Origin of the sequence: Microbacterium sp. ER1 (assembly GCF_023383675.1) — a bacterium.
In the GTDB taxonomy this organism is placed as follows: domain Bacteria; phylum Actinomycetota; class Actinomycetes; order Actinomycetales; family Microbacteriaceae; genus Microbacterium.
In genome coordinates this window covers 33,176-55,851 of record NZ_QCXO01000126.1, presented here as the reverse complement: position 1 = coordinate 55,851, position 22,676 = coordinate 33,176, and the positions used below count along the sequence as shown (strand labels likewise).

Genomic DNA, 22,676 nt, shown 5'->3' with positions numbered 1-22,676 from the left:
TCAGGCCGCGTCGGTCCCGAGGGTGCCGAGGTAGAGGCCGATGACCTTCGGGTCGTTCAGCAGCTCCCGGCCGGTGCCCTCGTAGGCGTCCTTGCCCTGGTCGAGCACATAGCCGCGGTCGCAGATCTGCAGGCACCGGCGGGCGTTCTGCTCGACCATGATCGTCGTGACGCCCGCCTTGTTGATGTCGGAGACGCGGATGAAGGCGTCGTCCTGTCGCACGGGGGAGAGACCGGCGGACGGCTCGTCCAGCAGCAGCACCGAGGGGTCCATCATGAGCGCGCGCGACATGGCCACCATCTGCCGCTCACCGCCGGAGAGCGAGCCGGCCCGCTGCTTCAGGCGCTTGCCGATCTCGGCGAAGATGCTGCTGACGAACTCGAGTCGCTCCGCGAAGATCTTCGGGTTCTGGTAGAGGCCCATCTCCAGGTTCTCCTGGATGGTGAGCGACGGGAACACGTTGTTCGTCTGCGGCACGAAGGCCACACCGCGGCGCACGAGCTTGTCGGCCTTGAGACCGACGATGCTCTCACCCTTGACCGTGATGTCGCCCTCGCGGACGTTCACCATGCCGAAGATCGCCTTGAGGAGCGTCGACTTCCCGGCGCCGTTCGGGCCGATGATGCCGATGAGCTCACCCTGGCGGGCGACGAGGTTGGCGCCGTTGAGGATGTTGACTCCCGGCAGGTAGCCGGCGTGCACGTCCTTCAGCTCGACGACCACGTCGTCGGCCCGGGCGGCGCCCTCGGCGGGGGTTGCGGTGCTCATGCCTTGCCCTCCTCGGCGGCGTCCTCGGCCTCGACCTCGGCCTCGACCTCGGTCTCGATCTGCTCGCGGATGCGCTCCGCGTCGGCGTCGGAGATCACCGGGAGACGGCCGGTGACGGCGCCGAGGTCCACGTCCTGGTGGGCGCCGAGGTAGGCGTCCACCACCGCGGGGTCCTCCATGACGGTCTCCGGCGGCCCCTCGGCCACCACGCGCCCCTCGGCCATCACGACCACCCAGTCGGCGATGTGACGGACCATGTGCATGTCGTGCTCCACGAACAGCACGGTCATCCCGAGGTCCTTGAGGTCGAGGATGTGATCGAGGAGCGACTGCGTGAGGGCGGGGTTCACCCCGGCCATCGGCTCGTCGAGCATCACCAGGCTCGGGTCGCTCATGAGGGCCCTGGCCATCTCCAGCAGCTTGCGCTGCCCGCCGGAGAGCGACGCCGCGAAGTCCTGCTCCTTGGCGTCGAGCTTGAAGCGCGCGAGGAGCTCGTGGGCGCGCTGCTCGATCTCCTGCTCCTGCTTGCGCCAGAGGAAGGGGAACAGCCCTGCCCAGAAGCCCTCGCCGCGCTGGTCCTTCGCGCCGAGCTTCATGTTCTCCAGCACGGTCAGCAGCGACAGCGATTTGGTGAGCTGGAAGGTGCGCACCTGTCCCATCCGGGCGACCTTGAACGACGGGATGCCGGACAGGTTCTTGCCGTCGTAGGACCACGTGCCGCTGTTGGGCTTGTCGAAGCCGCACAGGAGATTGAACAGCGTGGTCTTGCCGGCGCCGTTGGGGCCGATGAGCGCCGTGATGGCGCCGCGCGGGATCTCAAGGTGGTCGACGTCGACCGCCGTGAGGCCGCCGAAGCGCCGCTGAACGGCGTCCACGACGAGGATCGGGTCGACCTTCTTGACTCCGGGGGCGGCGGGACCCGCGGCGAGGCCGGTGGTCTTGGCGCGGGGAGCGCTCTTCGCGGGCGTGACGGCCGCGTCGTTCTCACTTGACAAAGGTCATCTCCCTCTTGTTCCCCAGGATGCCCTGCGGGCGGAACACGACGATGAGCATCAGCACGATGCCGATGAGGATGTAGCGCACCACGTCGGCCTGAGCGCTCGTCATGGGCAGGTAGCCGGCCGTGGCCATCGCGGGCAGGAGCGCGCCGAGGAAGGCGAACACCACCCAGAACAGGACGGCGCCGAGCGTGGGGCCGAACACCGTGGCCGCGCCGCCGAGGAGCAGGATCGTCCACAGGAAGAACGTCAGCGACGTCGAGTAACTGCCGGGGATGACCGCCGACGGCAGGACGAAGACGATGCCGCCGAGCGCACCGATCACACCGCCCACCACGAGCGCCTGCATCTTGTAGGCGAAGACGTTCTTGCCGAGCGAGCGCACGGCGTCTTCGTCCTCGCGGATGCCCTTGAGCACCCGGCCCCACGGGCTGCGCATGAGCGCCCAGACCACGAGGATCGTCAGAGCGAGCGTGAGCAGACCAAACACCCGCACCCAGAGGTCGTTGGCGTTGTACGTCCACGGGCCGAAGCCATAGGTCCCCGGGGGGAACGGGTTGGCGTCGCGGAAGCTCTGGTGGTACCCGGACAGACCGCCCGCGGAGTTCGTCCAGTCCTTGAAGAGCTCGGTGACGAACATCAGGCGGACGACCTCGGCGGCCGCGATGGTCGCGATGGCGAGGTAGTCGGCGCGCAGCCGCAGGGTCGGGATGCCCAGCAGCAGGGCGAAGAGCGCGCCGCCGGTGATGCCGACGAGCACGCCCAGCCACCACGGGAATCCGAAGGTGAGGATCGAGATCGCGTAGCCGTAGCCGCCGATCGCCATGAACGCCGCCATGCCGAAGTTGAGCAGACCCGTGTACCCGAAGTGCACCGCGAGGCCGGTGGCCGCGAGCGCGTAGGCGATCGTCGTCGGGCTGAAGAGGTAGGAGGCGGTGTTGCCGAAGATGCTTCCGAAGTCCATGCGTCAGCCCAACCTTTCCTTGCGTCCGAGGATGCCCTGCGGTCGCACGAGCAGGATGATGATCAGCGCGACGAGGGCGCTGGCGTACTTGAGGTCGGTCGGCACTCCGAGGAGCGTGGAGACCTCGACGGCGAGGCCGACGATGATCGAGCCGATCAGCGCGCCGATCGCGGAGCCGAGGCCGCCGAGCGTGATGGCGCAGAACATCAGCAGCAGCATCTGCATGCCCATGTCCCACTTCACGCCGGGGCGGAAGTACGCCCAGAGGATGCCGGAGATCGCGGCCAGGGTACCGGCGAGGATCCAGACGACGCGGATGACCTTGTCCACGTCGATGCCGGAGGCGGCGGCGAGCTGCGGGTTGTCCGAGATCGCCCTCGTCGCCTTCCCGGTGCGGGTGCGGGTGAGGAAGAACGCGACGCCGAGGATCACGATGATGCTCGTGGCCATGCCGATCATGTCGATGTACGACAGGGAGATCGGACCGAGGCGGATCGGCTCCGGACTCGCGCCGGGCAGCTGGTAGGTGTTGCCGCCGATGATGTACTGCAGGCCGTAGCGCAGGGCCAGCGAGAGGCCGATGCTGACGATCATGAGCTGGACGACGCCCAGACCACGGCGCCGCAGCGGCTTCCAGATGCCGGCGTCCAGCGCCCAGCCGAGCGCCGCGCCGCCGATGACCGCGGCGATGATGCCGGCCCACAGCGGGAGCTGCCAGAAGGAGGTGACGACGAGGGTGATCACCGCACCCCACGTCACCATCTCGCCGTGCGCGAAGTTCGACAGCCGGGTCGTGCCGTAGATGAGCGCGGCGCCCATCGAGGCGAGCCCCAGCAGGAGTCCGAAGTTCAGACCGCCCACCAGTCGCGACAGGAGCTGATCGAGGAAGGAGACGGTCACCCGCTCGCCTTCGCCGAGGAAGAGGTTGACGATCTTCGTCCCGGTGAGACCGAACTCCAGCTCGAACGAGGCGGTGGTGCCGGCGACGGGCTGGATGCCCTCGGGAAGCTGCGTCGCGTCGACGATCACGCCGTCCGGAAGCGTGGACTCGTCCACCGTGAGGGTGTACGTCTCCTTCTCCGGCACGTAGAGGCGCCACTTGCCCTCGGCGTCCGTCTCGGTCTCGGCGTCGAAGCCGTTGCCCTCGATCGTCATGACGACGCCTTCGACGGGCTCGTCGCCGTTGGTGACGACACCGGCGAAGTAGAAGTCGGTGACCTCCTGTCCGTCGTCCGTGGTCTCGGCGGAGGCCGCTGAGGGAGGGAGCAGGAGCGATGCCGCGAGCGCCATCAGGATTCCGAAGAAGGCGAAGGCCCAAGGGCGCTTTCGCGGTCCGGCGAGTGCTGTGGGTCCCACGCAACCTCCACTGTGAGTGCTGTCTCCGCGGGCTCGGGTCGAACCGCGGGGATGGACGACGCACTTGAGCGTAATGGGCGATCGGCGAATCACCTATCGTCCCGGCCAACGGTCCGGTAACGACAGGGCCCTGGGAATGTTCTCGGGCGTGTCTCGCTTAGAATCTCCATACGGGTCACGCCCGCGCACCGGCCGACGTCGACCCCCCATTCGCACCCGGATCCGCGCCACTCGCGCAGGAGGAGATTCCATGGACCAGCACGATCCCTTCGGCTTCGTCGGACTGACCTACGATGACGTGCTGCTGCTCCCCGGGCACACCGACGTCATCCCCAGTGAGGCCGACACGTCGTCCCGGATCACCCGACGGATCTCCGTCGCGACGCCGCTGCTCTCCAGCGCGATGGACACGGTGACCGAATCCCGCATGGCGATCGCCATGGCCCGGGAGGGCGGCATCGGCATCCTGCACCGCAACCTCTCGATCGCCGACCAGGCCGCGCACGTCGACCGCGTGAAGCGCAGCGAGTCCGGCATGATCACCGACCCGATCACCACGACGCAGGACGCGACGGTGGAGGAGGTCGACGCGCTGTGCGCCAAGTACCGGATCTCCGGCCTCCCGGTCGTGGACGACGAGGGTCGCCTGGTGGGCATCATCACGAACCGGGACATGCGCTTCGTCTCCGGCTTCGAGCGTCAGAGCACGTTCGTCAAGGACGTCATGACGAGGGAGAACCTCGTCACCGCCCCCGTCGGCGTCGCCGCAGGCGAGGTCATCGCGCTGTTCGCGAAGCACCGCGTCGAGAAGCTGCCCCTCATCGACGAGGACGGCAAGCTCGCCGGCCTCATCACCATCAAGGACTTCGACAAGAGCGAGAAGTACCCGCTCGCCACCAAGGACGACCAGGGCCGCCTGCGGGTGGGCGCGGCGATCGGCTTCTTCGGCGACGCGTGGGAGCGCGCCGAGGCCCTCCGCGACGCCGGGGTGGACGTGCTCGTCGTGGACACCGCCAACGGGCAGTCGCAGGGCGTGATCGACCTCGTCAAGCGCCTCAAGGCCGACGAGTCGTTCGCCCACATCGACGTGATCGGCGGGAACGTCGCCACCCGTGAGGGCGCGCAGGCGCTGGTGGACGCCGGTGTCGACGCGGTCAAGGTCGGCGTGGGCCCCGGTTCGATCTGCACCACCCGCGTGGTCGCCGGTGTCGGCGTGCCGCAGGTCACCGCCGTCTACGAGGCCTCGCTCGCGGCGCGCCCCGCCGGCGTCCCGGTGATCGCCGACGGCGGCCTGCAGTACTCGGGCGACATCGCGAAGGCGCTCGTCGCGGGTGCCGACGCTGTGATGCTCGGCTCGCTCCTGGCCGGCACGGACGAGTCGCCGGGCGAGATCGTCTTCCAGTCGGGCAAGCAGTTCAAGCAGTACCGCGGCATGGGCTCGCTCGGTGCCATGCAGACGCGCGGCAAGCAGACGTCCTACTCGAAGGACCGCTACTTCCAGGCCGACGTGCCCAGCGACGACAAGCTGATCCCGGAGGGCATCGAGGGCCAGGTCCCCTACCGCGGCCCGCTCTCGGCCGTCGCCTACCAGCTCGTCGGCGGCCTGCGGCAGTCGATGTTCTACGTCGGCGCCCGCACCATCGAGGAGCTCAAGCAGCGCGGCAAGTTCGTGCGCATCACCTCGGCCGGGCTCAAGGAGTCGCACCCGCACGACGTGCAGATCGTCGTCGAGGCGCCGAACTACAAGAAGTGACCGCGACCCCCGCAAGGGGACGCACGAGGGGCCGGATGCGCTGCATCCGGCCCCTCGTCATTAGCGGTGCGGTCAGCCGCAGCGGTAGGTGACGCCGCCGACGTCCCAGACCCCGGGGCCGAGCTCGGCGCACGTCCCGATCACGCCGGCCAGCACGGTCGCCAGCAGGATGATGCCGATGATCGCGAAGATCGTCAGGACGGCGCCGACGATGATGCCGGCGATCGCGATGCCCTTGGGAGCCTTCGCCTTGCCGAGCTGCACGGTGGCGATGATGCTGAGGATGAGGCCGACCGGCGGCAGCAGGAACGCCAGCACGAGGCCGATGATCGACAGCACCCGCCCCGGGGGCGACGTCGGCACGTCCTGCGCGGCGGCGGTGCCGGGCGGGGGAGCGGAGGCGGCGGGATACGGCGAGGGCGTGCTGCTGGGCGGCGGCGGGTTGTAGGGCGGCGGGGCGTCGGGCGGCGGTGCGTCGGTCATGATCTCTCCTCGGTTCCGGTCGTAGCCCAGAGCGTAGCGACGGCGGGACGGGCATGCCATCCCCCTTTCGCGGCCCGCGAGCCGCGCGTACGGTGCCGGTATGTGCCGGAACATCGTGCCTCTGAACAACCTCGAGCCCGCGGCCACCGACGAGGAGTGCCGCGAGGCTGCGCTCCAGTTCGTCCGCAAGATCTCCGGGACGACGGCGCCGTCGCGGGCGAACCGTGAGGTCTTCGACCGCGCGGTGGCCGAGATCGCCGTGGCCACGCGGCGGCTGCTCGACGATCTCGTGACCTCGGCGCCGCCCAAGAACCGCGAGGAGCAGGCGGCGAAGAGGCGGGCGCGGTCGGCGGAGCGGTACGAGGCGATTCGGCTCTACCAGGAGGAGAAGCGGGCGGCGCGCGCGGGCTGAAGCGCTGCGGGCCGGGGGTGGAGCCCTGTGCCAGAATCGACGTACCCCGCTCGACTTTCCCTGCGGCCCGGTGATGAAGGCACCGCGGTCGCACCGCCGAATCCCCTCGGCAGGGAATCTCCCCAAGGAGAGCTGTACATGGCTGAGGTCCCCCCTCGCATCCTCGTCGTCGACGACGACCACGACGTCGCCCTGCTCGTGAAGACCGTCCTGGAACGGCGTGCGGGCTGCGTCGTCGATCTCGCGGACGACGGCCGGTCGGCGCTCGAGAAGGCCGCGGCGGTGAAACCCGACGTCGTCGTCACCGACATCGAGATGCCGGGACTCAGCGGCCTGGAGCTCCTCGCGGAGCTGCGCCGCCTCATGCCCACCGTGCCGGTCATCGTCATGACGGCGCACGTCTCGGTCGAGTACGCCGTCTCCGCGCTCCGGGCGCAGGCCGACGAGTTCCTCACCAAGCCGCTCGACAACGCCCGGCTCGTGGAGTCGGTCACCCGGCTCGTCGAGGAGTCCCGGCGCCGGACAGCGGAGGCGAAGACCGGTGAGGTCGTCCTCGCGATCGGAGCGCACCCGGACGACGTCGAGATCGGTGTCGGCGGCATCCTCGCAGCCCATGCGGCCGCCGGCGATCGCATCACCATCCTCACGCTCTCCCGCGGAGCGCGCGGCGGTGATGCGGACAGCCGCCAGCACGAGTCCCTCGCCGCCGCCGAGCAGGTGGGCGCCCGGCTGTTCGTGAAAGACCTCGTCGACACCGAGATCTCCGGTGGCGGGTCGACCGTCCGCCTCATCGAGGAGGTCGTGCAGGAGATCCAGCCGACCATCGTCTACACGCACTCGCACCATGACCGCCACCAGGATCACCGCGCGGTGAACGAGGCGACGATCGTCGCGACGCGCCGCGTCGGCACGGTCGCGTGCTACCAGAGCCCTTCCGCGACCATCGACTACCGGCCCACGCGCTTCGTCCGCATCGACCGCTTCCTCGACGACAAGCTGCGGCTGCTGGAGTGCTTCCAGTCCCAGGCCGCCGCGAACCGGGAGTACCTCGCGCCGGAGTTCGTCACGGCCACCGCCCGCTACTGGTCGCGGTTCGGCGGCGGCGTGGCCGTCGAGCCGCTGGAGGTCGTGCGCGAGACCGCCGAGTTCATCGGCGCCCATGAACTGACCCGACGGGAGAGCTGATGACGAAGCGCGTACTGGTCACCGGAGCCGGGGGCCCCGCCGGAGTCGCGGTGATCCGCTCCCTGCTGCGCCGGTCCGATCTGACGGTCTTCGCGGCCGACATGGACGGCTGGGCGAGCGGCATCTACCTCGTCCCGCCGGCGCAGCGTCGTCTGGTTCCCCCGGGGCGGGACGCGGACTTCGTGCCGGCGATCGCGCGGATGGTCGCCGAGGACGGTCTCGACCTCGTGGTCTCCACCGTCGACGTGGAGCTGATCGCGCTCGCGGACCGCCGGGACGAGCTGGCCCCCGCGGTCCTCGCCGCGCCGCCCGCCGACACGCTGCACACCGCCCTCGACAAGCTCGCCCTCGCGGCGCGCTGCGCGCCGACCGGTCGTGTGCCGCGCACCGTGCTCGCCGGCCCGGATGCCGCGGAGGTCGCGTGGGAGTTCCCCGTGTTCGCCAAGCCCCGGCAGGGGGCGGGCAGCCGCGGCGTGCGCCTCGTCCCCGACGCGGAGGCGCTCGCCGCCCTCCCCACGGATGAGGGGCTGATCGTGCAGGACTTCCTCCCCGGCGAGGAGTACTCGGTCGATGTGATCGCCGACGCCTCCGGTGGCGTGGTCGCGGCGGTGCCGCGCACCCGTGCCCGGGTGGACTCCGGGGTCGCGATCGCCGGCCGCACGCTCCGCGACCCCGAGCTCGAGGAGACCGCCGCCGCCATCGCGCGGGCGATCGGCCTCGTCGGCGTCGCCAACGTGCAGCTCCGCCGCGACCGGGACGGGCGGGCCGTGCTGCTCGAGGTCAACCCGCGCTTCCCCGGGGCGCTCCCGCTGACGATCGCCGCCGGGGTCGACATCCCGTCGCTCGTCGCCGATCTCTTCCTCGGCCGGGAGATCCCGGTGCAGGTGCCCTTCCGTGAGGTCGCCTCCGTGCGCTTCCTGGAGGACGTGATCGTCGAGGTCGACGACGTGCTCGTGTCGGCGCACGCCGGTCACCAGGAGGAGCTGTGAGTCATCCCGCCCTGCGCGGAGACCACCACGTCCACTCCACGTTCTCCGACGACGCGGTCTCCACCCTGGAGGAGAACGTCGCCGCGGCTGCGGCCGTCGGTCTCGACACCGTCCGTCTCGTCGACCACGTGCGGCAGGGCACGACCTGGGTGCCGGAGTACCTCGCCGCCGTCCGCGGCCTGTCCGTCCCGGACGGGCTGACCGTGCTCACCGGAGTGGAGGCGAAGATCCTCGACGCCTCGGGCGCGCTCGACATCCCGGCGCTTCCGGCGGGCATCGACCGGATCCTCATCGCCGATCATCAGTTCCCCGGCGTGGACGGGCCGCTCGGACCCACCGCGGTCCGCGAGCGCATCGCCGCGGGCTGGGCGCCGGCCGACGTCCTCGACCAGTTCGTGGACGCCGTCATCGCCACCATGCGCCGCCATCCGGGCAACCAGCTCGCGCACTGCTTCTCGATCCTGCCGAAGATCGGTCTCGCGGAGGAGGAGCTCGGAGCCGAGCGGCTGGACGCGTGGGCGCGCGCCGCCGCGGAGACGGACACCCTCGTCGAGGTCAACGAGAAGTGGGTGTGCCCCGGCGCGGAGGCGCTGAACGCCCTGGAGCGCGCGGGCGCCGGCATCGTGGCCTCCACCGACAGCCACGTGGCCGCAGACGTCGGCCGGTACTCCCGCATCGTCCCGCTGCTCACCGGGACGGAAGGACGCTGATGCCCGAACTGACCTGGATCGAGACGGTCGTCGTCGTCATCCTCCTCCTCTGCGTGTTCGTCGGCACCCTGCCCGTCGTCAACACCGGGCTGCAGTTCCTCATGCTGCCGCTGCACGCCTTCCGCAACCACTACGGCAAGGCTGTGCCGTACCACCCGAACGTGGCCGTGGTCATCCCGGCATGGAACGAGGGCCTCGTCATCGGCCCCGCGATCGAGCGGCTGCTCCAGCTCGAGTACCCCGCCGAGCGCCTCCGTGTCTTCGTCGTCGACGACGCCTCCACGGACGACACCCCGGCCATCGTGCAGCAGAAGGCGGCGACCTATCCGGGGCGGGTCGTCCACCTGCGACGCGAGAAGGGTGGCGAAGGCAAGGCGCACACGCTGAACCACGGCCTCGACGTCGTGCTCGCCGACCCGTGGACCGAGGCGGTGCTCATCATGGACGCCGACGTGATCTTCGCGCGCAACTCCCTGCGCAAGCTCACCCGGCACCTCGCGGACGAGGAGGTCGGGGCCGTCACGGCCTACATCGCGGAGGGCAGCAGGGACCGCAACTACCTCACCCGGTTCATCGCGATCGAGTACGTCATCGGCCAGCTCTCGGCACGGCGCACGCAGAACGTCGGGGGAGCGATCGCCTGCCTCGCCGGGGGCGCCCAGCTGCATTCCCGCGCGAACCTCGAGGCGATCGGCGGACGCATCCCGACGGGCACGCTCGCCGAGGACACCATGACGACCTTCGAGAGTCAGCTCCACGGCCGCCGGATGGTGTTCGAACCGCACGCCGTGGTGCTCGCCGAGGAGCCGCGGACGATCGACAGTCTCTGGAAGCAGCGGCTGCGCTGGGCGCGCGGCAACGTGCAGCTCACCTCGATCTACAAGAAGCTCTGGTTCCGTCCGAGTCGCGACCACAACCTGGGCAGCATCCCCTTCGGGCTGGCCTGGTTCACGATCCTGCTGATGCCGGCGCTCCTGCTCCTCGCCGCCACCGCGATGATCGTCCTCCTGCTCCTGCACAGCGACGTCGCGGAGTTCGTGTTCCGGTTCATGTGGATCGCCGCGGCGGCCATCTACATCTTCTCGATGCTCTACTCCGTCCAGCTCGATCCGCGCATCGGGCGGCAGTCCTGGCGCGAGGCGATCATGTTCCCGGGGCTCGGGGCGCTGATCCTCATGGCCCTGGCGCTGTTCCCCTGGGCCCTGGACGGTCTGATCGGCGCGGCGGGGCAGGAGTCGACGGAGCAGACGCGGGTGCTGTGGCTGATGGCGTTCGCCCTCTGGGGGCCGGTGTCGATGCTCGGCATCTGGCTCGCGCGGGCGGTCGAGCCGCTTCCGGCCGGACGCTTCTTCGCGGGCCTGCTGCTCTACGTCTGCGGGTACGGATCGCTGCTGTGCGCGATCACCGCCGACTCGTACCTCAAGGAGTGGCGTCGCGCGGACGCCTCCTGGATCAAGACCGAGAAGATCGGACGGGTCGACTCATGACCGACGCACCATCGCACGACGCCGAGGTGGAGGAGATCGCGGCCGACGCCCGGAAGGAGCGCCGCCTCATCCCACAGGCGCTCATCTCCCTCGCCGTCGTGGTCGTGATCGTCGTCGTCCGAGAGCTGCTCCTGCGATGACCGGACGGCCGCTCGCCCTGGTCGTCGAGGACGCTCCGGATCAGGCGACCCTCCTGGGGCGGTACCTCGACCGGGAGGGCTTCGACGTGTTCGTCGCGCCCGATGCGGAGTCTGCCATCGCCGCCTTCCCGGACATCGACCCCCAGGTCGCCGTCCTGGACCTGCTGCTGCCCGGCATCTCCGGGCAGGCCTGCTGCCGCCTGATCCACGAACGCTATCCGGAGTGCTTCCTCATCGTCAGCTCGGTGCTGGATGTCGCGGAGTACCCGCCGGCGGACGCGGCCCTGCCGAAGCCGATCACCGGGGCCGACCTCCATCGCGCCGTGGAACGGGTTCCGCGATGAGGGCGACACCGCTGGAGCGCGCCGAGAACCGCTGGTACCGGGTCGTCGACAACCCGAACCCGATCATCAAGCAGGTCCCGACGCTCGTCGCCGCGGCGATCGCGGGCGTGATGACCTGGGCCATCCCCAGCCTGCCGTTCACCGATCTCACCCTCGCCCTCGCCGGCCTCGCGATCGTCCTCGTCGCGACGCTCCACGCCGGAGTGCTCAGCGCGTTGCACATCCGGGAGGGCTGGATCGTGCTCCTGGTCCCGATGGTCGACATCCTGGGACTGGGGCTCTTCCGCGCGGGGACGGGAGGGGCGGCCTCGCTCTTCAGCGCGCTCGTGCTGCTCCCCGTGATCTGGATCGCGGCGGCGCCCGGCATCCGCTGGGTCTTCGTCGTCGGCGCGTTCACGTCGCTCGCGCTCCTGATCCCCTACGTCATCGAACCGCCGACGAACGCGGTCGTGTGGCTCCGCGGCGTCGTCGGTCCTCTCGTCTTCGCGGCCGTCGCGGCCGTGGTGAACGAGCTCTCCCGGCAACAGCGCCTGCGGGTGCAGCAGGCGGAGGAGCTGGTCACGGAGCGGACCAAGGCGCTGTCCGAGAACGTCTCGATGATCGTGCAGCTGCGGCAGAAGGAGCACGAGTACCGCGTGCTGCTCGACTCGTTCGAGGGCCTGTGGGCGTCGATCACCGCGCAGGCCGTGATCGGCACCGATCGCGAGGGGCGCGTCACGGCCTGGAACCCCGGGGCTGTCCGCCTGCTCGGGCTCTCTCACGACGAGGCTCTCGACGACGTACGTGTCGATCGCTTCTTCTCGTCGTCGGCGTTGACCATGCTGGCCGAGGACACCGCCGCACGCGAGGGGGTCGCGCGCGCACCGCGCGTGCCCGGTGCGCCCGACGAGCGCGCGGACGTGCCGGAGGGCCTCTGCGAGCTCTTCGCCCAGGCGGACGCGGGGAACACGGTCGACGGCGACATCGAGGTCAAGACCGCGGGCGGCACGACGGTACCCGCCCGGGTGACCGTGACGCCGCACAAGGATCCGTCCGGCGCGCAGCAGGGCTACCTGTTCGTGCTCACCGATGAGACGAGAGCCGTCGAGGTCGCGCGCATGAAGGACGAGTTCGTGGGGATGATCTCCCATGAGCTGCGGACGCCGCTGAGCGCGATCATCGGCTTCCTCGACCTGCTGCAGAACGATCCGGGTCAGCCGCTGACGGAGGACCAGCAGGAGTTCGTCGGCATCATCGAGCGCAACGCGAAACGCCTGCTGAACCTCGTCGGCGACCTGCTCTTCACGGCGCAGGTGGAGTCGGGGCGCTTCCCCCTGGAACGGGACGAGGCGGACGTCGCGGCGCTCGTGCGTACGGCCGTGGCCTCGGCGGGACCGCACGCGCAGCGCGAGGGGATCGAGCTGGACCTGCAGGTCGGGGACGAGCCGATCCCGCTGCTCGTCGATCCCGGACGCCTCGGGCAGGCCGTGGACAACCTCCTCTCGAACGCCATCAAGTTCACCCCGCGCGGGGGTCGGGTGACGGCCGCCGTGCGTCGCCTCGACGGCGGGGTGCAGGTGGCCATCGCCGACACCGGGGTCGGGATCCCGCAGGACGAGCAGCGCATGCTCTTCACCCGGTTCTTCCGGGCCTCGACGGCCACCCGCAACGCCGTGCCGGGGGTGGGGCTCGGGCTCACGATCACGCGGGCGATCGTGCTGGCCCACGGCGGGTCCATGGACGTGACCAGCGAGGAGGGGGTGGGCACCGAGTTCCGGTTCTTCCTCCCGGCGGCGCCCAAGACCGAGGTGCTGCAGACCCTCAGCCGCGCGGACTGACCACGCGAGGACGGGCAGTGGTATCGTGGGTTGATGGATACCACCTTCGTCGCTCCGATGGGAGACCGCGGCCGTCTGGTGATTCCGGCTGAGCTGCGCGCGCGGCAGCACTGGGATCAGGGCGTTCCCCTCCTGATGATCGAAGCGGAGGGTGGCGTCGTCCTCCTCACTCGCGAACAGGCGAAGGCGCTCATCCGCAGTCAGCTCGAGGGGCAGAGCGTCCTGGAGGCTCTGCTCGCCGAGCGCCGCGCGGCCGCTGCGCAGGACGACGCGGCGTGACGGTCCTCGACGCGTCGGCTGTGCTGGCATTCCTTCAGGACGAGCCCGGTGCCGCCCGCGTGGAGCAGGCTCTCGATGGCGGCGTCATCGGTGCGGCGAACTGGTCGGAGGTGGCCCAGAAGGTGCGCGCCGCCGGGGCCGACTGGGGCATCGCCTCCGGACTCCTCCTCAGCTATCGTCTGACGATCGAGCCCGTCTCGCATCGCGACGCGGAAAGGGCGGCAGCGCTCTGGGCCCGGGGCACCGGGCTCTCTCTCGGAGACCGGTTGTGCCTGGCGCTCGCCGAACGGATGGACGCGGCGGTGCTGACCGCGGACCGGGCATGGGGCGACGGCGGGCGCATCGAGCAGCTACGACCGTAGCTCGTCCCGGTCGTCGCGAAGCCCCGCGGACTGATAGCCTGGTCGGCTCGCTGTCCGCGGGCGGAAGGACGGCCACGCCTGTGGGGTACATCGACGCATCCGGAGTCTCGCTGACGCTTCCCGATGGCAGACCGCTTCTCGACGAGGTGTCGTTCCGTGTCGGGGCGGGCTCGACGAGCGCTCTCATCGGGCCGAACGGGGCGGGGAAGACGACGCTGCTGCGGATCATCCGGGGCGAGCAGCCGGCCGACGACGGGGTCGTGACCATCGACGGCGGACTCGGCGTCATGGACCAGTTCGTCGGACACGGCGAGCCGGGCCAGACCGTGCACGAGCTGCTCGTGCGGGTGGCTCCCACCCGCCTCCGTGCCGCCGCGGAGGCGCTGGAGGCCGCGGAGAACGCCCTCATCGACCGCGACGAGCACGACACCCAGATGGCCTACGCCTCCGCGATCGCCGAGTACGCGGACGCCGGCGGCTACGAGCACGAGACCGTGTGGGACCAGTGCACCGTGGCGGCGCTCGGCGTGCCGTTCGAGCGGGCGCGCTACCGCGAGCTCACCTCCCTCTCCGGCGGCGAGCAGAAGCGGCTCGCCCTGGAAGCGCTGCTGCGCGGCCCGGACGAGGTGCTCCTGCTCGACGAGCCGGACAACTACCTCGACGTGCCGACCAAGCGGTGGCTCGAGGAGCGGCTGCGCGCCACCGACAAGACCGTGCTGCTGGTCTCGCACGACCGCGAGCTCCTCGCCAGGGCCGCCGATCGGCTGATCACGCTGGAGCCCGGCGCGGCGGGGTCGACCGCCTGGGTGCACGGCGGGAGCTTCGCCACCTATCACCAGGCGCGCACCGACCGGATGGATCGGCTCGATGAGCTGCGCCGGCGGTGGGACGAGCAGCACGAGAAGCTCCGCGTCCTCGTCGCGAACCTCAAGGTCAAGGCGGCCGCGAACGACGGCTTCGCGTCCCGCTACCAGGCGGCGCAGACGCGGCTGCGGAAGTTCGAGGAGGCGGGCCCGCCCGAGGAGCGGCCCCCGGCGCAGGAGTTCGACATGCGCCTCCGCGGCGCCAGGACCGGCAAGCGGGCCGTCGTCGCGGAGCGGCTGGAGCTGACCGGCCTCATGCGTCCGTTCGACACCGAGATCTGGTACGGCGACCGCGTCGGCGTGCTCGGCTCCAACGGCTCGGGCAAGTCGCACTTCCTGCGGCTGCTGGCCCGCGGTGGCACCGACCCGGACCCGTCCCTCGGGCACGTGACCGCGGTCGCGGAGGAGCTCCGTCCCGTCGCGCACACGGGGCGTGCGGTGCTGGGCGCCCGCGTGGTGCCGGGGCTCTTCGCGCAGACCCACGCGCATCCGGAGTTCGTCGGCCGCACCCTGCTCGAGATCCTGCACCGCGGGGACGACCTCCGAGACGGGATGCCCCGCGACGCGGCGAGTTCGGCGCTGGACAGATACGGCCTCGTCCGCCAGGCCCAGCAGCCGTTCGAATCGCTCTCCGGCGGACAGCAGGCGCGGTTCCAGGTGCTCCTGCTCGAGCTCTCCGGCGCGACCCTGCTCCTCCTCGACGAGCCCACCGACAACCTCGACCTCGAGTCGGCCGAGGCGCTGGAGGAGGCGCTCGGACGCTTCGAGGGCACCGTGGTGGCGGTCACGCACGACCGGTGGTTCGCGCGCTCCTTCGACCGGTTCCTCGTGTTCGGCACGGACGGCGAGGTCTACGAGTCCGACGAGCCGGTGTGGGACGAACGGCGGGTGGCGCGTGCGCGCTGACCGCCGCGGAGGCCGCCGGGTGCCGGGTAGGCTGGACGGGTGACCATGGAGATCGAGCTCGGCCGAGGAAAGCGCGCGCGTCGCGCGTACACGTTCGACGACATCGCGGTGGTGCCCTCGCGGCGCACGCGCAACCCGGAGGACGTGTCCACCGCGTGGACGATCGACGCCTTCGGCTTCGAGATCCCGGTGCTCGGTGCGCCGATGGACTCGGTCGTCAGCCCGCGCACCGCGATCATGCTCGGGCAGCTCGGCGGTCTGGGAGTGCTCGACCTGGAGGGGCTCTGGACCCGCTACGAGGACCCAGAGCCGCTGCTCGCCGAGATCGCGGGCCTCGCGGAGGACCGGGCGACCGTGCGCATGCAGGAGCTCTACTCCGAGCCCATCAAGCCCGAGCTCATCACCCGCCGCCTCGCCGAGATCCGGGAGGCGGGCGTCACCGTCGCCGGCTCCCTCACTCCGCAGCGCACGCAGGAGTTCTACGACACCGTCGCCGCGGCCGGGGTCGACCTGTTCGTCATCCGCGGCACGACCGTCTCCGCGGAGCACGTGTCGAGCGTGGCGGAGCCGCTGAACCTCAAGAAGTTCATCTACGACCTCGACGTTCCGGTGATCGTGGGCGGAGCGGCGACATACACCGCGGCGCTCCACCTCATGCGCACCGGCGCGGCCGGCGTGCTCGTGGGCTTCGGCGGCGGTGCGGCGTCCACCACCCGTGCCACCCTCGGCATCCACGCCCCCATGGCGACCGCGGTGTCGGACGTGGCGGCCGCGCGTCGGGACTACCTCGACGAGTCCGGCGGGCGCTACGTGCACGTGATCGCCGACGGCGGCGTCGGCACCTCGGGCGACATCGTGAAGGCGCTCGCCATGGGCGCCGACGCGGTCATGCTCGGTGTCGCCCTGGCCCGTGCCACGGACGCCCCCGGCCAGGGGTTCCACTGGGGTCCCGAGGCACACCACCCCAAGCTCCCGCGCGGACGACGCGTCGAGGTGGGCGGCATCGGCACGCTGGAGGAGATCCTCTACGGCCCCGCTCCGGTCGCCGACGGCACCGCGAACCTCATCGGCGCGCTGCGCAAGTCGATGGCCACCACCGGATACTCCGACCTCAAGGAGTTCCAGCGGGTGGAGGTCGTGCTGGCTCCGTACGAGGCCTGAGGTCTCCGCATCACCGTGACCGCACCTGCTCCCTTCCCGCCGACCCTCCGTGAGGTCATGCTGCGGGGACGCTGGGTCGCGATGCTGCTGCTGTGCCTGGTCGTCGCCGGCGTGTTCGCCTGGCTCGGCCAGTGGCAGCTGGAGCGGGCGATCGAGACCGATCCTCCGGCGCCGGGGGCGACCGAGCAGGTCCGACCGCTCGACGAGGTCGTGGAGCCGGGGGAGTACCTGCCCGAGCCCCTCGTCGGACAGCGCGTGGAGACCGAGGGCGTCTGGATCCCCGGAGACTTCCTCGTCGTGGGCAGCCGCTTCAACGACGGCGCCGAGGGGTACTGGGTCACCGGTCAGCTCCGCGTCGACGAGCGCGTCTCGCTGGCGGTGGCGATCGGCTGGGCGCCGGATCGCGAGGCCGCCGATGCCGCGGTGGAGCGCCTCGAAGCCGAGGCGGACGGCGGCGTGGTCCCCGTCGCGGGGCGCATCATCTCGGATGAGGGGCCGGCGGTGCCTCCGCGCTCGGATCCGGAGCAGATGGACCGGATGTCGCCGGCCGCTCTCCTGAGCCGCTGGCACGACACCGAGCAGCTCGACGTCTACCGTCCCTACCTGGCCTCCACGACCGCGACCGCGGGACTCGTGGACATCGCCTCACCGGCGCCCGACGAGCAGTCGCCGGTCAACTGGCTCAACGTGTTCTACGCCGCCGAGTGGGTCATCTTCGCCGGCTTCGCGTTCTACCTCTGGTACCGCCTGGCGAAGGACGCCTGGGAGCGCGAGGTGGAGGAGTTCGACGAGGCGCAGGGCTCCGCGGCTCCCTGACACCCGCTGCGCATCCGCGCGTCGGATGCTGCGCTTCTGCGCGTCGGGTCGGCCCGGTGTGAACCTTCGTCAGGGGGTGTCGCGGCCATTCGGTGAGCGCTCGGTGACCAATGGGAAAACTCCGTTGAGGATGTCCGAACCGCTCCGTATGCTCGCTCCATGTGCGCACGCTGGGAGTTCCCGATGTGTGCGATGACAGCGTCCTGAGCAGCGCCGGAACACGATCGAGGAGACAGCACCGATGATGTCCGCTCCTGAGCACGGGGAGACCCTGACCCCCGTCTCGCACCGCAGAATCCGAGGGCGCGTGGGCGCTCTCGCCGCGACGTGCGTCGCCGCCCTGAGCCTCGGCTCGCTGGTGGCCGCGCCCGCGTCGGCGAACACCGACGGCACCGGGGTGGTGATCAACGAGGCGTATCTGTCCGGCGGCAGCGCCGGGGCGGCGTTCACGAACAAGTTCGTGGAGCTGTACAACCCGACGACGGCGCCCGTCACCCTGGACGGCCTGTCCCTGCAGTACCGCTCCGCGACCGGGACCGGCGCCTTCAACGGCGTCGCACCGCTGAAGGGGACGATCCCCGCGGGCGGCTACTTCCTCGTGCAGGGGAACAGCAACGGCACCAACGGCGCCGCCCTCCCGACCCCCGACGCCACGACGACGCTGAGCCCGAGCGGCACCAACGGCACGCTGGCCCTCGTCGAGGGCACCGCGGCGGTCACCCTGACTCCCGGCTCGACGGTCGGCGTCGACGGCGTGATCGACCTCCTCGGCTACGGCACCTCGAACACCTTCGAGACGGCGGCCGCCGCCGCCCCCACGAGCAACACCGACGTCCGGTCGCTGAACCGCACGGACGGCGCGGACGCGGACGACAACAAGGCGGACTTCGCGCTGTCGGCGACCATCACCCCGCAGAACTCCGGCGGCACCGATCCCGGCACCGACCCGGGCGAGGAGCCGGGGACGGAGCCCACGACCGCCACGATCGCCGAGGTCCAGGGCACCGGCGACGTCTCGCCGCTGGCCGGACAGCGCGTCCGCGTCGAGGGCGTCGTCACCGCCGATCACCGGACGGGCGGCTACAAGGGCATCGTGATCCAGACGCAGGGTTCGGGCGGCGAGACCGACGCGACTCCCGGCGCCTCGGATGGCGTGTTCGTCTTCCTGAACGCGCTCGCGCCCACGCTCGAGATCGGCGACCTCGTCTCGGTGACCGGCACCGTGAGCGAGTACTACGGCCAGACCCAGATCGCTCCCGCCGCGATGGCCGACGTCTCCGTCGTCACCGCCGGTGTGGGCGTGCCGGCCCTCACGCCGCTCCCGGACACCGTGCGCGGTGCCGACCGCGAGCAGTACGAGAACATGTACGTCGCCCCGACCGGCACCTACCGGCTCGCGTCGAGCCACCAGCTGTACAACTACGGGGCGCTGTGGCTGAACGCCGGCGACGACCTCAACGTCAAGAGCACCGAGACCACGCGTCCCGGGGCCGACGCGGCCGCCATCGCGGCCGAGAACCGCGCCAACCGCATCCTGCTCGACGACGCCTGGTCCATCCAGGTGACCAACAACGGCCACCCGGGCCAGCAGCCGTACTTCACGGAGGACACGGTGGTCCGCAACGGCGACACCGTCGACTTCGGGTCCAACGGCTACGTGCTCCAGTGGGGCTTCGACGACTGGCGCCTGCAGCCTGTCGTCCCGATCGACGACGCCTCCCCGGCGGAGCGCAAGGTCACCTTCGAGCCGACGAACCCGCGTCCCGAGAAGGCCCCCGAGGTGGGCGGCGACGCGCAGGTGGCGTCGTTCAACGTCTACAACTACTTCACGACGCTGAAGAGCGAGAACGCGGACGCCCGCGGTGCGGCGAACGCCGCCCAGTTCGCGATCCAGAAGTCCAAGATCGTCTCGGCCATCAACGGCCTCGACGCGGAGATCGTGGCGCTGATGGAGATCGAGAACTCGGTCAAGCTCGGCAAGCCCGTCGACACCGCCCTGAAGGACCTCGTCGCCGGCCTCAACGCCGACGCGCGCGCGGACGTGTGGGACTACGTGCGCACGCCCAAGGCGCTGCAGGACCCGGCGACGACGGACTACATCACCAACGCGATCATCTTCAAGAAGGACGCCGTCAGCACGGTGGGCGACAGCGGCACCGTCACCGACGAGTCGGTGTGGGGCAACGCCCGCGAGCCGATCGCGCAGGCGTTCGACATCGACGGCCGCGTCGTCACCGTCGTCGCCAACCACCTGAAGTCGAAGTCCCCGCCGCAGGGTGCCGGCGCAGAGCCGGCCGATGGCCAGGGGTTCTTCAACGCCGACCGGGTGAAGCAGGCGCAGGCCATCCTCGCCTTCACGGATGAGCTGACCGAGAGCAGCGGCAGTAGCGACATGCTGCTGATCGGCGACTTCAACGCCTATGGGCAGGAAGACCCGATCGACGTGTTCACCTCGCAGGGGTGGAGCGACGTGGCCGCCGACAAGGCCGCAGGGCAGTACACGTACACGTTCGACGGGGAGCTCGGCTCGCTCGACCACGTGATCGCCTCGCCGTCGCTCGTCTCCTCGATCACGGGCGCCGGTGTGTGGGGCATCAACTCGCCGGAGTGGAGCGACCGCGGCTACGCGTTCGGCGCCACCAAGGAGGGCACCCCGTACCGGTCCAGCGACCACGACCCGATCCTCGTCGGCGTCTCCTCGGAGGTCCCGCCGGTGAACATCGACGTCGTGACGGTGAACGACTTCCACGGCCGTATCGAGGCCGACGGGGCCGCGGCCGGCGCCGCCGTGCTCGCGGGGGCGGTGCAGCAGTTCCGTGCGGCGAACCCGAACACGATCTTCGCCGGAGCCGGCGACCTCATCGGTGCGTCGACGTTCACCTCCTTCATCAACGACGACAACCCGACCATCGACGCGCTCAACGCCGCCGGCCTGGACGTGAGCGCCGCGGGCAACCACGAGTTCGATCAGGGCTGGGAAGACCTGCGCGACCGGGTGCAGGAGCGCGCGGACTGGGAGTACATCTCCTCGAACGTGTTCCTCACGGAGACCGGTGAGCCCGCGCTCGCCCCGGCGTGGGTCAAGGAGCTCGACGGCGTGCGCGTCGGCTTCGTGGGCGCCGTCACGGAGGATCTCGACTCGCTCGTCTCGCCCGAGGGCATCGCGGATCTCGAGGTGCGCAGCATCGCCGACTCGGTGAACGCCGTGGCCGACGACCTGCGTGACGGGGATCCGGCCAACGGCGAAGCGGACGTCGTGATCCTGCTCGTGCACGAGGGTGCGGAGAGCACCGCGCTGTCCGCGATCACCGAGGACTCGCCGCTGGGCGAGATCGTCTACGGAGTCGACGACGACGTGGACGCGATCGTCTCGGCGCATACGCACCTGGCCTACAACCACGTCATCGACGGCCGACCGGTCGTCTCGGCGGGGCAGTACGGCGAGAACCTCGGCCTCATGAACATCCAGGTCGACCCGAAGACGAAGGAGCTGCTCTCGATCACCAACGAGATCAAGCCCCTCACATCCGCGGGCAAGCCGCTGTACCCGGCGGTGCCGGAGGTGCAGGCCATCGTCGATAAGGCGAAGGCGGAGGCCGACGTGCTGGGAGCGGTGAAGGTGGGCGACATCACCGCCGACTTCAACCGCGCGCGGCAGACCAACGGCTCCGAGAACCGCGGTGGCGAGTCCACCATCGGCAACTTCGTCGCCGACGTGCAGAAGTGGTCCACGGGTGCGGACATCGCTCTCATGAACCCCGGTGGCATCCGTGCCAACCTGACCTACGCGTCGAGCAACCCCGAGGACCCCGACGGCAACGTCACCTATCGGGAGGCGGCGACCGTCCAGCCCTTCGCCAACACGCTCGTCACGCTGACCCTCACCGGCACGCAGCTGAAGGGTGTGCTGGAGGAGCAGTGGCAGCCCGCCGGATCGGCCCGACCGTTCCTCAAGCTCGGCGTCTCCGAGGGTCTGGTCTACACGTACGACCCGACGGCGGCCGCGGGTTCGCGGATCACCTCGATCACGCTGAACGGCACCGCGATCGACCCGAACGGGGAGTACACGGTGGCGGCGAACTCCTTCCTCGCGGCGGGCGGCGACAACTTCGCCACCTTCAAGGAGGGGGCGGGCAAGCGGGACACCGGCAAGATCGACCTCCAGTCGATGGTCGACTGGTTCGACGCGAACAAGACGGCCTCGCCGGACCTCGCCCAGCGTGCGGTCGGTGTGACCGTCAGTCCGGCGGACGCCGACGGCTACCGCGCCGGCGACCAGGTGACGGTCTCGCTCTCCTCGCTGGCGTTCAGCGGTGGTGAGGCGGCGCCGGGAGCGGTCACGCTGTCGCTCGGCGACACCCAGCTCGCGGCCGGCACGGTCGACCCGACCATCGTGGACACCACCGACGAGGGCGGCCGCGCCACCCTCACCTTCACGGTGCCGTCCGGGGTGTTCGGTGAGCAGCAGCTCACGGTCGAGGTCCCGGCGACGGGCACGACGGTGCAGGTGCCGTTCACGATCGCCGGCGAGGAGGAGTTCGCGGGGACCATCGCGCTCGGCTCGTCGAAGGTGGCCGCGGGCAAGAAGCTCGACGTCACGGGCAAGGACTACCAGCCCGGCGAGACGGTCACGGTCGAGCTCCGGCCGAAGAAGGGCCAGGGCGTCCAGGTGGGCACGGTGCAGGTCCGTCAGGACGGCACGTTCAGCACCTCGGTGACGGTGCCGAAGAACGCCCAGCCCGGCAAGTACACCGTCGCGGTGGCTCAGGCCGACGGGGACGAGGCCACGGCCACGGTCACCGTCAACCGCGCCGGCGGCATCGGCGGGATCATCAAGGACATCGTCGACTGGCTGTGGGACCTCCTGACCGGATGGTTCTGAT

Annotated in this window: 20 protein-coding genes; 15 read left to right on the top strand and 5 right to left on the bottom strand. The window is 70.4% G+C overall.

Annotated elements, in window-relative coordinates:
• From BV453_RS04580 to BV453_RS04565, 4 genes are read right to left on the bottom strand one after another with little or no spacing between them, the layout of a single operon-like run.
• Entirely contained in the window at window positions 1-768 is a 768-nt protein-coding gene (locus tag BV453_RS04580) for an ABC transporter ATP-binding protein (RefSeq protein ID WP_025103730.1), read from the bottom strand.
• Entirely contained in the window at window positions 765-1,763 is a 999-nt protein-coding gene (locus BV453_RS04575) for an ABC transporter ATP-binding protein (RefSeq protein ID WP_126894304.1), read from the bottom strand. The genes BV453_RS04580 and BV453_RS04575 overlap by 4 nt, the downstream gene beginning before the upstream one ends.
• Window positions 1,753-2,730: a branched-chain amino acid ABC transporter permease gene (locus tag BV453_RS04570; protein WP_025103732.1), complete on the bottom strand. Its 978-nt coding sequence runs from the start codon at window positions 2,728-2,730 to the stop codon at window positions 1,753-1,755. The genes BV453_RS04575 and BV453_RS04570 overlap by 11 nt, the downstream gene beginning before the upstream one ends.
• 3 nt (window positions 2,731-2,733) lie before the next feature.
• A complete protein-coding gene (locus tag BV453_RS04565; RefSeq protein ID WP_085605837.1) occupies window positions 2,734-4,020 on the bottom strand; it encodes a branched-chain amino acid ABC transporter permease in 1,287 nt (428 codons plus the stop codon).
• A gap of 316 nt (window positions 4,021-4,336) precedes the next feature.
• On the opposite strand from BV453_RS04565, the gene guaB reads away from it, so the two are divergent.
• Window positions 4,337-5,839, top strand: coding sequence for an IMP dehydrogenase (gene guaB / locus BV453_RS04560; RefSeq protein ID WP_025103734.1), 1,503 nt, complete (start codon window positions 4,337-4,339; stop codon window positions 5,837-5,839).
• A 72-nt stretch (window positions 5,840-5,911) separates the two neighbouring features.
• On the opposite strand, the gene BV453_RS04555 is transcribed toward guaB, so the two are convergent.
• Window positions 5,912-6,322, bottom strand: coding sequence for a hypothetical protein (locus BV453_RS04555; protein ID WP_249520991.1), 411 nt, complete (start codon window positions 6,320-6,322; stop codon window positions 5,912-5,914).
• 100 nt (window positions 6,323-6,422) lie between these two features.
• Between BV453_RS04555 and BV453_RS04550 the strand changes: the two genes are divergently transcribed.
• From BV453_RS04550 to BV453_RS04485, 14 genes are all read left to right on the top strand, one after another.
• A complete protein-coding gene (locus BV453_RS04550) occupies window positions 6,423-6,734 on the top strand; it encodes a DUF2277 domain-containing protein (protein WP_025103736.1) in 312 nt (103 codons plus the stop codon).
• A gap of 138 nt (window positions 6,735-6,872) precedes the next feature.
• Window positions 6,873-7,919, top strand: a complete 1,047-nt coding sequence (locus tag BV453_RS04545) for a response regulator (protein WP_025103737.1) — start codon at window positions 6,873-6,875, stop codon at window positions 7,917-7,919.
• On the top strand, window positions 7,919-8,908 hold the full coding sequence (locus tag BV453_RS04540) for an ATP-grasp domain-containing protein (RefSeq protein WP_085606880.1): 990 nt from the start codon (window positions 7,919-7,921) through the stop codon (window positions 8,906-8,908). Before BV453_RS04545 ends, BV453_RS04540 begins: the two co-directional genes overlap by 1 nt.
• Window positions 8,905-9,618: a PHP domain-containing protein gene (locus BV453_RS04535; RefSeq protein ID WP_249520990.1), complete on the top strand. Its 714-nt coding sequence runs from the start codon at window positions 8,905-8,907 to the stop codon at window positions 9,616-9,618. The genes BV453_RS04540 and BV453_RS04535 overlap by 4 nt, the downstream gene beginning before the upstream one ends.
• The gene (locus BV453_RS04530) at window positions 9,618-11,105 is read left to right on the top strand and encodes a glycosyltransferase family 2 protein (RefSeq protein WP_249520989.1); all 1,488 of its coding nucleotides are present in this window, start codon (window positions 9,618-9,620) and stop codon (window positions 11,103-11,105) included. Before BV453_RS04535 ends, BV453_RS04530 begins: the two co-directional genes overlap by 1 nt.
• Window positions 11,102-11,245 (top strand): hypothetical protein, encoded by a 144-nt coding sequence (locus BV453_RS04525; RefSeq protein WP_157524008.1) that lies wholly within the window; start codon window positions 11,102-11,104, stop codon window positions 11,243-11,245. The genes BV453_RS04530 and BV453_RS04525 overlap by 4 nt, the downstream gene beginning before the upstream one ends.
• Entirely contained in the window at window positions 11,242-11,589 is a 348-nt protein-coding gene (locus BV453_RS04520; RefSeq protein ID WP_025103741.1) for a response regulator, read from the top strand. Before BV453_RS04525 ends, BV453_RS04520 begins: the two co-directional genes overlap by 4 nt.
• On the top strand, window positions 11,586-13,406 hold the full coding sequence (locus BV453_RS04515) for an ATP-binding protein (RefSeq protein WP_085606878.1): 1,821 nt from the start codon (window positions 11,586-11,588) through the stop codon (window positions 13,404-13,406). Before BV453_RS04520 ends, BV453_RS04515 begins: the two co-directional genes overlap by 4 nt.
• A gap of 33 nt (window positions 13,407-13,439) precedes the next feature.
• On the top strand, window positions 13,440-13,685 hold the full coding sequence (locus BV453_RS04510) for an AbrB/MazE/SpoVT family DNA-binding domain-containing protein (RefSeq protein WP_025103743.1): 246 nt from the start codon (window positions 13,440-13,442) through the stop codon (window positions 13,683-13,685).
• The gene (locus BV453_RS04505) at window positions 13,682-14,047 is read left to right on the top strand and encodes a type II toxin-antitoxin system VapC family toxin (RefSeq protein ID WP_025103744.1); all 366 of its coding nucleotides are present in this window, start codon (window positions 13,682-13,684) and stop codon (window positions 14,045-14,047) included. Before BV453_RS04510 ends, BV453_RS04505 begins: the two co-directional genes overlap by 4 nt.
• An 80-nt stretch (window positions 14,048-14,127) precedes the next feature.
• The gene (locus tag BV453_RS04500) at window positions 14,128-15,816 is read left to right on the top strand and encodes an ABC-F family ATP-binding cassette domain-containing protein (protein WP_249520988.1); all 1,689 of its coding nucleotides are present in this window, start codon (window positions 14,128-14,130) and stop codon (window positions 15,814-15,816) included.
• 45 nt (window positions 15,817-15,861) lie between these two features.
• On the top strand, window positions 15,862-16,977 hold the full coding sequence (locus tag BV453_RS04495) for a GuaB3 family IMP dehydrogenase-related protein (protein ID WP_025103746.1): 1,116 nt from the start codon (window positions 15,862-15,864) through the stop codon (window positions 16,975-16,977).
• 57 nt (window positions 16,978-17,034) lie between these two features.
• Window positions 17,035-17,793 carry an SURF1 family protein gene (locus BV453_RS04490; RefSeq protein ID WP_249521000.1) on the top strand — a complete coding sequence of 253 codons (759 nt, stop codon included), beginning with the start codon at window positions 17,035-17,037 and terminating at the stop codon, window positions 17,791-17,793.
• A 241-nt stretch (window positions 17,794-18,034) separates the two neighbouring features.
• Complete coding sequence (locus tag BV453_RS04485) at window positions 18,035-22,675, top strand: ExeM/NucH family extracellular endonuclease (RefSeq protein WP_249520987.1); 4,641 nt, start codon at window positions 18,035-18,037, stop codon at window positions 22,673-22,675.
• The last annotated feature ends 1 nt before the right edge of the window (window position 22,676 follow it).